The 10,605-nt window shown below is 58.3% G+C and carries 11 protein-coding genes, 3 tRNA genes and 1 other RNA gene; all 15 read left to right on the forward strand.

Annotated features, from left to right (window positions below):
- The first annotated feature begins 2 nt into the window (after nt 1-2).
- The 15 genes from JXO48_12085 (at nt 3) to JXO48_12155 (ending at nt 10,605) form a co-directional block, all read left to right on the forward strand.
- Nucleotides 3-96 (forward strand) — tRNA-Ser (locus tag JXO48_12085).
- A gap of 92 nt (nt 97-188) precedes the next feature.
- Nucleotides 189-282, forward strand: a tRNA-Ser gene (locus tag JXO48_12090).
- Between the two features lie 18 nt (nt 283-300).
- An RNA gene (gene ffs / locus JXO48_12095) (signal recognition particle sRNA small type) lies at nt 301-398 on the forward strand.
- A gap of 34 nt (nt 399-432) precedes the next feature.
- A complete protein-coding gene (gene dnaX / locus JXO48_12100; protein ID MBN2284621.1) occupies nt 433-2,103 on the forward strand; it encodes a DNA polymerase III subunit gamma/tau in 1,671 nt (556 codons plus the stop codon).
- An 18-nt stretch (nt 2,104-2,121) separates the two neighbouring features.
- The gene (locus JXO48_12105) at nt 2,122-2,436 is read left to right on the forward strand and encodes a YbaB/EbfC family nucleoid-associated protein (protein ID MBN2284622.1); all 315 of its coding nucleotides are present in this window, start codon (nt 2,122-2,124) and stop codon (nt 2,434-2,436) included.
- Between the two features lie 49 nt (nt 2,437-2,485).
- Nucleotides 2,486-3,088: a recombination protein RecR gene (gene recR / locus JXO48_12110; GenBank protein MBN2284623.1), complete on the forward strand. Its 603-nt coding sequence runs from the start codon at nt 2,486-2,488 to the stop codon at nt 3,086-3,088.
- Nucleotides 3,089-3,101: 13 nt separating this feature from the next.
- Nucleotides 3,102-3,944: a fumarate hydratase gene (locus tag JXO48_12115; GenBank protein MBN2284624.1), complete on the forward strand. Its 843-nt coding sequence runs from the start codon at nt 3,102-3,104 to the stop codon at nt 3,942-3,944.
- A gap of 105 nt (nt 3,945-4,049) precedes the next feature.
- On the forward strand, nt 4,050-4,613 hold the full coding sequence (locus tag JXO48_12120) for a Fe-S-containing hydro-lyase (GenBank protein ID MBN2284625.1): 564 nt from the start codon (nt 4,050-4,052) through the stop codon (nt 4,611-4,613).
- Nucleotides 4,614-4,711: 98 nt separating this feature from the next.
- Nucleotides 4,712-5,266, forward strand: coding sequence for a pyruvate ferredoxin oxidoreductase subunit gamma (locus JXO48_12125; protein MBN2284626.1), 555 nt, complete (start codon nt 4,712-4,714; stop codon nt 5,264-5,266).
- A gap of 20 nt (nt 5,267-5,286) precedes the next feature.
- Nucleotides 5,287-5,580 carry a 4Fe-4S binding protein gene (locus JXO48_12130; GenBank protein ID MBN2284627.1) on the forward strand — a complete coding sequence of 98 codons (294 nt, stop codon included), beginning with the start codon at nt 5,287-5,289 and terminating at the stop codon, nt 5,578-5,580.
- Between the two features lie 5 nt (nt 5,581-5,585).
- Nucleotides 5,586-6,764 carry a pyruvate ferredoxin oxidoreductase gene (gene porA, locus JXO48_12135; GenBank protein MBN2284628.1) on the forward strand — a complete coding sequence of 393 codons (1,179 nt, stop codon included), beginning with the start codon at nt 5,586-5,588 and terminating at the stop codon, nt 6,762-6,764.
- Nucleotides 6,761-7,720 carry a pyruvate synthase subunit beta gene (locus tag JXO48_12140; protein ID MBN2284629.1) on the forward strand — a complete coding sequence of 320 codons (960 nt, stop codon included), beginning with the start codon at nt 6,761-6,763 and terminating at the stop codon, nt 7,718-7,720. The genes porA and JXO48_12140 overlap by 4 nt, the downstream gene beginning before the upstream one ends.
- A gap of 46 nt (nt 7,721-7,766) precedes the next feature.
- The gene (locus JXO48_12145; protein ID MBN2284630.1) at nt 7,767-9,674 is read left to right on the forward strand and encodes an FAD-dependent oxidoreductase; all 1,908 of its coding nucleotides are present in this window, start codon (nt 7,767-7,769) and stop codon (nt 9,672-9,674) included.
- Between the two features lie 35 nt (nt 9,675-9,709).
- Nucleotides 9,710-10,417, forward strand: coding sequence for a (2Fe-2S)-binding protein (locus JXO48_12150; GenBank protein MBN2284631.1), 708 nt, complete (start codon nt 9,710-9,712; stop codon nt 10,415-10,417).
- A gap of 112 nt (nt 10,418-10,529) precedes the next feature.
- Nucleotides 10,530-10,605 (forward strand) — tRNA-Asn (locus JXO48_12155).

Here is a 10,605-nt window from a genome sequence, read left to right on the forward strand (position 1 = left end):
GCGGAGAGGTACCGAAGTGGTCGTAACGGGGTCGACTCGAAATCGACTTGAGGGTCAAAAGCTCTCACGTGGGTTCGAATCCCACCCTCTCCGCCAGTTTTTTTATCATGCACCATGGAGCGTTCAGTCCGCGGGGGGAACGGGAATATCCGGGACCGGACGCTTTTTATACGACACCCGGTGCTTACGGAGAGATGCCCGAGCTGGCCGAAGGGGCACGACTGGAAATCGTGTGTACTCCCAAAAGGTGTACCAGGGGTTCGAATCCCCTTCTCTCCGCCATATATTCATTGATATGATAGCCGGGCCCTGTAGAACGGAGAATTGTGAACCCCGTCAGGTCCGGAAGGAAGCAGCGGTAACGATTTCGACGTTTGCTGCGGGACTACCCGGCTATCACCCGGCAAGAGCGATAGAGCAGAGGGAGCCCCTATGGAATACCTTGTTCTGGCCCGTAAATGGAGACCGCAGATCTTTGATGACGTTGTGGGTCAGGACCATGTCGTGCGAACCCTGAAAAATGCCATCCGACTCGGGCGTACCGCCCACGCTTACCTCTTCAGCGGTCCCAGGGGGACCGGAAAGACCTCGGTCGCGCGTATCCTGGCGAAGGCCCTGAACTGTGAGACGGGTCCCGTCGAGGTGCCCTGCAACCAGTGCGTCAACTGCCGGGAAATAACCGACGGCTCGTCCCTCGATGTGCACGAGATAGACGGCGCTTCCAACCGGGGGATCGACGAGATCCGTGAGCTCAGGGAGAACATCAAGTTTGCCCCCGCGTCGTCACGCTACAAGATATATATCATTGACGAGGTTCACATGCTGACCAAGGAGGCCTTCAACGCGCTGCTCAAGACGCTTGAAGAGCCGCCGCCTCATGTCATATTCATGTTCGCCACGACCGAGATATACCGTGTGCCAGCCACGATCCTGTCCCGGTGCCAGCACTTCGATTTCAAGCGCATCCCGCTGAAGAAGATCGTGGACAATCTCCGGTATATCGCCGATGCGGAAAAGATCACCGTCAGTGACAAGGTGCTGGCCTGGATCGCCCGGGAGGGTGAAGGGAGCATACGGGATTCCCAGAGCATCTTCGATCAGGTCATTTCCTACGCCGGGTCGGAGATCACCGACGATAGCGTGGAAGAACTGCTCAGTCTGACGGAGCGGCGCTTTCTCTTCGACCTTTCAAAGGCCGTTCTTGCCAGGAACGCCGGTGCGTGCCTGAAGATCATCGATGATGTCTACTACACCGGCGTGGATATGAAATATTTCTATCAGTTGATCCTCAATCATTTCATGAATCTTGTCATGGTGAAGATAGCGGCGGAGGGTGAACTGCTCAGGAACCTTCCGGACCATGAGGTGGAGGCCCTGGGATCACAGGCCGGGGAAGCCTCCCGCGAAACGCTCCAGCGTCTTCTCGATATCCTGATGGCGGAGGAAGAGGATGTCAGAAGAAGCATGGATCCCCGGGTGAACCTGGAATATGCACTGGTTAAAATGGCCTACCTGGAGCCGGTGATCCCCGTGGGTGAGATCCTCGGCCGCATGGAGAGCCTGGAGCGACGGCTGTCATCGGGTTCCGTCGCCGCACCGCCGGTGACTGATGACAGGCGGGTACCGGCACCGCCGGATGGACCCGATGAGGTCCCCGTACCCGCTGCGCCTCGGGAGACACCGAAGAACGGGGCCGATTCCATTCGGCTCTGGGTGGATTTCAAGGAGCACCTGAGGAAAAAGAACAAACCCCTCTGGTCGAAGATCGAGCCGGGATGCCTGGCGGGATATGACGGCGAGACCTTCCGGATCGGCTTTCCCCAGGGGTACATCTTTTATGATACGATCTGCGAAAAACCCCAGCTCGACCGGTTGAGCCGCCTGGCGGCGGAATTCTTCGGCCGTCCCGTGAAGATCGACATGACACTCATGACACAGGAGGAAGTGCTGAAAAACAATGGGCAAAGCGTGCCGCCCCCGGAAAAGGGGAAATCGGTCATGGAAATGAAAAGCGAGGCACTGCGGCAGCCCCTGTTGCAGGATGTTCTTGATACCTTCACGGGGGCGGAAGTGAAGGATGTTATCGTGAAAAACGGCAAGTAACGGCAGGAGGTAGGACCATTGACGAATATCAATAAAATTATGAAGCAGGCCCAGAAGATGCAGGAGAAGATGATGCAGATGCAGGAAGAGCTTGCATCAAAGACCGTAGAGGCATCGTCGGGCGGCGGCATGGTAACGGCCGTGGTGAACGGCAAGAACGAACTGGTATCTCTGAAGATCGAACGTGCTGTGGTTGACCCGGAAGATATAGAAATGCTGCAGGACCTGATCGTGGCCGCCGTCAATGAGGGCGTGCGCAGGGCACAGGACATGGCCCAGGAAGAAATGTCGAAGATAACGGGCGGTCTCAATATCCCCGGGCTTACGCTGTAGCGAAACACCCTTGAATGTTCACGGATCGAGATGAAAGGTTGTGTTTTCCATGAAGGGTTACGCGGCGCCCATACGGCGTCTCATCCAGGAGTTGAGCAGATTTCCCGGAATCGGGGAAAAGACGGCGACACGGCTGGCGAATTATATCCTCCGGTCTTCAGAGGACGATGCGTCCCGACTTGCCGAGAGCATCCTTGAGGTGAAGCGTACAATACGTTTCTGCTCCCGTTGTTTCAATCTTTCCGAGAAAGAGATCTGTGAGATATGTTCCGATCCGGTCCGGGACCATGCCGTGATCTGCGTGGTTGAAGATCCCGACTCGCTCGTGGCCGTGGAGGAGAGCGGCTGTTTCAAAGGGACCTATCACGTCCTGCACGGTGTGCTTTCCCCGGTTGACGGGATCGGCCCCGATGACCTGAGATTGCAGGAACTGATCACCCGCATCGAAGAGAACGGTATTCGGGAAGTGATCATCGCGACAAATCCAAGCGTTCAGGGAGAATCGACGGCCCTGCTCATCTCCCGCCTCCTCAAGGACCGCGATGTGCAGGTCAGCCGTATCGCCCTGGGGATTCCCGTCGGCGGCGACCTGAAGTACATTGACAGGATGACCATGTCAAAGGCCATGGAATTTCGGCGCCGGGCGGGGTAGGGGACTGCATCCCGTGAGAGAAATAACCTCTGAAGCCATCACCGACAGGGTAAAGGCCCTTTTCATTGAAGCCAACACGGTCCTTGGCGAGGACGTCCTGTGGGCGGTGAGAGACGCCCTGCGGTCGGAAACGTCGGAGACGGGAAGATACGCCCTGGAGGCCATTCTCGAAAATGCCGATATCGCGGCGAAGGAAGGAATTCCTCTCTGCCAGGATACGGGCGTGGCCGTTGTTTTTGTCGAGCTCGGACAGGATGTCCACATAACGGGAGGAAGCCTGTACGAGGCGATCCAGCAGGGTGTCAGGGCCGCCTATCACGAAGGATATCTCAGGAAATCCCTCTGTGACCCCCTGACGAGAGAGAACACCGGGGATAACACTCCTGCCGTTATTCATACCGATATCGTCGAAGGAGACCGGCTGAGGATAGTGGCGATGCCGAAGGGTGGCGGAAGCGAGAACATGAGCCGGACCGCCATGTTGACGCCGTCGCAGGGTATCGAGGGGATCAGGGAATTCGTGCTCCGCAGCGTCGCCGAAGCGGGGCCCAATCCGTGCCCTCCGGTCATTGTCGGCGTCGGGATCGGCGGCTCGCTCGAAGAAGCGGCCCTCCTGGCGAAGAAGACACTCCTGCGGCCCGCGGGGAAACCGAACGGATCCGATGAACGGCTGGCCGAGCTTGAGAGAGAACTGCTCCGCGACATCAACGATCTGGGTATCGGCCCCCAGGGGTTCGGCGGCAGAACGACGGCCCTGGCGGTTCATGTCGACATGATTCCCTGCCACATCGCGAGCCTCCCCGTGGCGGTCAACATACAGTGCCACGTATCGCGGTACCGGGAGGCGGTTATATAAAGAGGATTAGCGGATTACGGATTACGGATTACGGATTACGGATTTGGTGGTTGGAACGCATTTCCGGGGATGCTTTCCCTGCCGTATATGATTGGTGATACTGAAATGATCGAACCCATCGAACTGCACACACCATTGACCGGTGAGGCCTGTGAGAAGCTCCGGGCCGGTGATGCCGTTCTCCTGAGCGGTACGGTCCTGACGGGTCGGGATACGGCCCATCGTCGCCTTTTCGAAGCGATCGTCCGGGGGGATGAACTTCCCGTCGACCTCGAGGGCATGGTCATGTTCTACGCCGGTCCCACACCGGCACGGCCGGGACGGGTGATCGGTTCCGTGGGCCCCACCACCAGCGGCCGCATGGACGCATACACACCGGCCCTTCTGGAACGGGGCCTCCGGGGCATGATCGGAAAAGGAAAGCGCTCTTCCGAGGTAAAGGAAGCGATCGTGCGGTACGGCGCCGTGTATTTCGCCGCCATGGGCGGCGTGGCGGCGCTTCTGTCCCGGTCCGTTGTAGAGGCCCGGGTGGTCGCCTATGAAGAACTGGGACCGGAAGCCATACGGATGCTGAAGGTGGAACGGTTTCCCCTGTTCGTCATCAATGATTGCCGGGGGAACGATCTTTATGAGGATGCCGTAAGAAACCATCAATTTTCGACTTTTTGAAAAGTGTGAATTTTAGGATTGACAGGGTAGAGCAAGTATACTACTAAGCACCACTTATTAGTCATCTACTTACCATCACAATGAGGGAGTTTTTCCGTATGATCGAAATTCGCTGGCATGGAAGAGGAGGTCAGGGCGCGGTTACATCCGTCGAAATGCTCGCGCTGGCCGCCATCGCGGAGGGGAAATACGCGCAGGGATTCCCCAGTTTCGGACCAGAGCGGAGAGGGGCTCCGGTGGCCGCCTTTACGAGGATCGACGACCGGCAGATCAAGGTCCGTTCCGGCGTTTACACGCCTGATGTGGTTATCGTTCTCGACCCCGGCCTGATCGGTCTCGTCAACGTCACGGAAGGACTCAAGCCGGACGGTATCCTGATCGTGAACACGCCCAAATCACCGGATGAACTGAAAAAGGAACTGAAATTCAAGGGTACCGTGGCGACCGTCGACGCGACCCACATCGCCCGGGAAGAGCTCAAGGTCCCCATTACCAATACCACCATGCTCGGTGCCGTCGTCAAGGCGGCGTCGCCGGTGAAGCTCAAATCGATGGAGGGCCCCATCACGGAACGGTTCGGAAAGCTGGCCCAGCGCAACATCAACGCACTGAAACGGGCATACAAGGAACTGAAGATCTCCAAAGCAGCATAACGAGTGTCGAGGATTATACCATGAAGAAAGAAAAGAAATGGCCTGAAGCGTGGCACGAAGTGAAAGTGGGGGCCATGGTGTTCGAGCCCTGCAGTGCCCGCGAATACCTGACGGGAAGCTGGAGGGCGCAGCGCCCGCAATTTAACAACCTGCGGTGCATCAAATGCGGGCTCTGTTATATCTTCTGCCCCGAGGGGTGTATTTCCCAGAATGCCGAGGGATTTTTTGAAGCAGACCTTGACTATTGTAAGGGATGCGGGATCTGTGCCCATGAATGCTGGCCCGGTGCGATAACAATGGTGGAGGAGGGATAGCGGAAATGGCAAAGCGAGTTGGAATGGAAGTAGCGATAGCCGTAGCGGAAGCGGTCGGTATGTGCAACGTCGATGTGGCGGCCTGTTATCCCATCACCCCCCAGTCCCATATCGCGGAACATCTCTCCGACATCGTCGCCGACGGCAGGTCCGACACGGAATACGTCACCGTTGAATCGGAACATTCCGCTATCAGCGTCGTCGCCGGCGCCTCCGGGACCGGGGCTCGGGCCTACACGGCCACCAGTTCCCAGGGCTTGATGCTCATGCACGAGATCCTGCCCATCATCTCGGCCATGCGTCTTCCCATATGCATCGCCGTGGCGAACCGTGCCGTTTCGGGACCCCTCAATATTCTGAACGATCACTCCGATATCATACCCCAGCGGGACGCGGGCTGGATCGTCATGTTCTCGGAAAACGGGCAGGAAGCGATCGATCTGTCCATCCAGTCATTCAAGATAGCTGAGCGTGAGGACGTATTGCTGCCTGTGGCGGTCAACATCGACGGTTTCCAGCTGACACACATGGTAGAGCCCGTCGAATTTCCCGAGCAGAAGGCGATCAACAAATTTCTCCCGCCCCGGAAACCCTATGCGACGCTCCATCCCGACAAGGTGGTCACCATGGGCGCCTTCGCCATGTCAGATATTTTCGCCGAGGTGATGAAGGCAAAGGATGAAGCGCTGAAGAACTCCAAGAAAGCAATTCTTGAAGTATGGGCCGAATGGGAGCGCACCTTCGGGCGCCGTTACCGGCCGGTTGAAACCTACAAGGCCGATGACGCGGAAACCCTCCTGATCACGATGGGGTCCATGGGCGAGACGGCGGAGATCGCCGTGAACGAGCTCAGGGAAAAGGGACTGCCCGTCGGGCTGGTGAAGCTCAGGCTCTGGAGACCGTTCCCCTTCGAGGAGTTCAGGGCGGCCGTCAGGAAGGCGAAGCTGCTGATCGTGACGGACCGTGCCGTTTCCTTCGGCGGCCCCGGCGGTCCTGTCTACGGAGAGATCCGGTCGGCCCTGTACAATGAAAAGGAACGTCCCGACGTGTACGATTACATTATCGGACTCGGCGGTCGTGACGTGGCGGTCGACGATTTTACCGCCATGGTTGAGAAAGCCGTCAAGGATCACAAGAAAGGTCTGAAAAAAGACTACGAATTTTACGGAGTGCGTGAAAAATGAATACCGTAGCGAACTTTGACTTATTTGCCCCGAAGCTGGTCGACAAAAACGAATATTTCAGCCCCGGGCACCGGGCGTGCCAGGGGTGCGGTGAAGCCTTGGCTGTGAGGCTTATCTGCAAGGCCCTCGGAGAAGATGCGGTCATCGCCTGTGCCACGGGGTGCATGGAGATCGTTTCCAGCATGTATCCAAATACGGCCTGGGGGGTGCCCTGGATCCACGTGGCCTTTGAAAACGCCGCCGCCGTGGCTTCCGGTGTCGAATCGGCCCTGAAGGTACTTCGCCGGAAGGGGCGGGTCCCCGACAGGGACGTGAAGGTCGTCGGCATGGCCGGTGACGGGGGGACCATGGATATCGGGCTGCAGGCACTGTCCGGCGCCATGGAGCGGGGGCATAACATGCTCTTCGTCTGCCTCGACAATGAGGCGTACATGAACACGGGAATCCAGCGCTCCAGCGGGACGCCCATGGGCGCGTCGACGACGACATCGCCGGCGGGGAAATACAGTTACGGTCAGAAGACCTGGAAGAAGAACGTCCCGGAGATCATGGTCGCTCACCGGGTCCCTTACGTTGCCACGGCCTGTCCCAGCTATCCCATCGATCTCATCAACAAGGTAAAAAAGGCCCGGAATGTACAGGGGCCTGCGTATATCCACTGTTTCTCCGTGTGCCCCACGGGATGGCGGGCACCGTCGGAGAAGACGATAGCCTTGGGACGGCTTGCCGTTGAAACAGGTATGTTCCCCCTGTACGAAGTGGAGGACGGCAAGTACCGGTTCACGATAAAACCGGAAAAGCTGCGCCCCGTCGGGGATTATCTGAAGCATCAGGGAAGGTTCCGTCATCTTACTCCCGATATCATCGAGATCATGCAGGAACGGATATATCAGGAATACAACAAGCTGCAGGATAAGGTCGACAACTTGCACGCGTGGTCGGAGCTGAAAGTATAACCCGGCGAAATGTCCTCCCATACACTAAGGATGAGGTGTTTTGAGAATGAAGAGCGTCGCATTTAGCAGTTGGAACGGAAAAATTATCGATAACAGGAAAGGGAAATCATCCAAGGCCGTGGATCTGGGACTGCCGGTTTTCCCCGGCGCGCCCCTGAAATCGCTGATGGGGTGGAACGGCCTGGTGATCGGGGACGGCAAGGCTGATGTGCTTTCTCTGACACTCTCCTACTTGCGTGAGATCAGGAAGATATCCTGCGGCGAGTGCTCCGTCTGCATGATCGGCATCGACAAGCTCCTGGGCATCATGGAAGACATGATGCTGGGTGTCGGTGACCGGTCGGACCTGAAGGAGATGCAGGACATCATCGCCCAGGTCAGCGCCAACAGCAAGTGCAGCTTCGGCCAGTCCGCGCTGTATCCCGTGTCGGACGCGCTCAGGCACTTCAAGGCGGATTTCCTCGGCCTGATCAACGGGGAGAAGAAGCTCGAGAACCGCGAATACGCGGTAGCCGTGACGGCACCCTGCATCGAGGCCTGTCCGGCACACCTCGATATTCCCGGCTACATAGAATTGATAAAGAACAACAAATTTTCCGATTCTCTTGACCTGATCCGCGAGCGGTGCATTCTTCCCGGCGTTGTGGGGCGTGTCTGCACACACCCCTGTGAGGGCGCCTGCGTGAGAAAGGACCTGGATGAATCATTGGCCATCCGCCTTCTCAAGCGGGCCGCGGCCGACGCGGACCTCGCGGGCGGGGGAAGCGCGCTGGCGCCGGCCGAGGGAGAGAAAACCGAAAAGATCGCCGTCATCGGCGCCGGTCCCGCCGGGCTGGCTGCGGCCTTCAACCTGCGCCGCCTCGGCTACGGCGTGACGGTCTTCGAGGCCCTGCCGCACGCCGGCGGCATGGCGACCGTCGGTATTCCCGATTACCGGCTGCCGCCGGATATCCTGGAACATGAGATCAACCTCATCAAGAGAACCGGCGTCGAGTTGAAGCTGAACACGAAGATAGAAAAACTCAGCCTTGCCGACCTTCGCAAGAAGGGCTACGCGGCGGTGTTCATCGCCGTCGGGGCCCACAAGGGGAATGCCATGGGCGTTGCCGGCGAGGACCAGGGCTACGCGGGTTACGTGGACGGCGTCGACCTGTTGCGGAACATCAATCTGGGCGGGGCGGTGGAACCGAAGAAACGGGTGGTCATCATCGGCGGCGGGAACGTGGCCGTCGACTGTGCGCGAAGCCTCGCTCGATCGGGATTTGAGAAGGTGGAGATCATCTACCGGCGGTCCCGCGTGGAAATGCCCGCCAGCGAAGAAGAAATAGAAGGCGCTCTCGAGGAAGGGGTGAAGATCACCTACCTGGGAGCCCCCGTGAAGATCCTCGCCAAGGACGGCGTTGTGACCGGCCTGGAATGCGTCAAAATGAAACTGGGCGCGCCCGATGAAAGCGGAAGGAGACGGCCCGTTCCGATCAAGGGATCGGAATACGTGGTAAAGACCGACATGGTCGTGGCTGCCATCGGACAGCAGCCCGTGCTGCCGGCGATAACGGGCAAGGACGCCCTTTCCGTCACGAAGTGGGGCACCCTCAAGGCCGACCCCGTGACCTTCATGACAGACATTCCCGGTGTCTTTGCCGGCGGTGACTGTGTGACCGGTCCCGCGACTTTGATCGAGGCCCTCGACATGGGGAATCGCGTCGCCCGCGGTATCGATGATCACCTGCGCGGCGCGGCCTCGACCGGTGATATATCCTTTACCGGTGTCGATCTGAAGAAGCAGCGGGGCAGAGGGTATGTCCCCCCGGAAAACGCCGCAAAGCCGGTATTCAGGGATGTTGCCGAGCGGCTGAAGGGCTTCGATGAGATCGAAGGCGGTTTCGACACCGGCGCGGCGATGAATGAAGCGCAGCGATGCCTGCGGTGCTACCGGGTCGTCGTATGGGAATAAGGAAAAGAAATTGAAAGGGTAGGAGTTAAGCGAGCATGGTTACGATTACGATAGACGGTCGCAAAGTTAAAGCCCAGGAGGGGTCCACCATACTTGAGAACCTGCGGAAAATGAAGATAGAGGTACCGACGCTGTGTCACCATCCGGACCTGAGCCCATTCGGAGCCTGCCGGCTTTGCACGGTCGAGGTGAAAATGAACGGTGCCTGGCAGCTGGCGACGTCCTGCAACACCCCCGTGGCCGAAGGTATGGAGATCAGATCGGATTCCGAGAAAGCCCTGCAGGGCCGAAAGGCCGCCGTGGAACTGCTCGTCTACCGGTATCCGGAAACGGAGGCCGTCCGGGAGATCGCCCGGAAGCTCGGCGTTACCGTTCCCGAAGAAAAGGGGACCGGTCACGACTGTATCCTCTGCGGGCTCTGTGTCAGGACATGCCGTGAGATCGTCGGCGTGAATGCCCTGACCTTCCGTGACCGCGGGAAAGACCGTGATGTGGCGGAACCGGAGATCGAGTTCGACCCGACCGCCTGTATCGGCTGCGGCTCCTGTGCCTTTGTCTGTCCCACGGGATACGTGGTCATGGAAGCGGTGGATGACAAGCGCATCATCTGGAACAAAGTGTTCAAGATGGCCCGGTGTACATCCTGCGGCAAATTCTTCGCGCCCGAAGACCAGCTGCGTTACATCAGCAGGACCACCGGCGTGCCCATGGCCGAGCTGATGACCTGCGTCGATTGCCGGTAGGGAACGGCGATAAATTGAGTTGAAAATTGCTCTTCAATCTGATAGAAGCACAATTCCCGTCAGGAAGGAAGGTTCTCCGGGCGGGAATTGATATTTTACAACCGGCCAACACTCCCCAGTAGCTCAGTTGGTAGAGCAGATGGCTGTTAACCATCGGGTCCGTGGTTCGAGTCCGCGCTGGGGAGCCA

The organism is Deltaproteobacteria bacterium, assembly GCA_016933965.1.
GTDB lineage: Bacteria > Desulfobacterota > Syntrophia > Syntrophales > UBA2210 > JAFGTS01.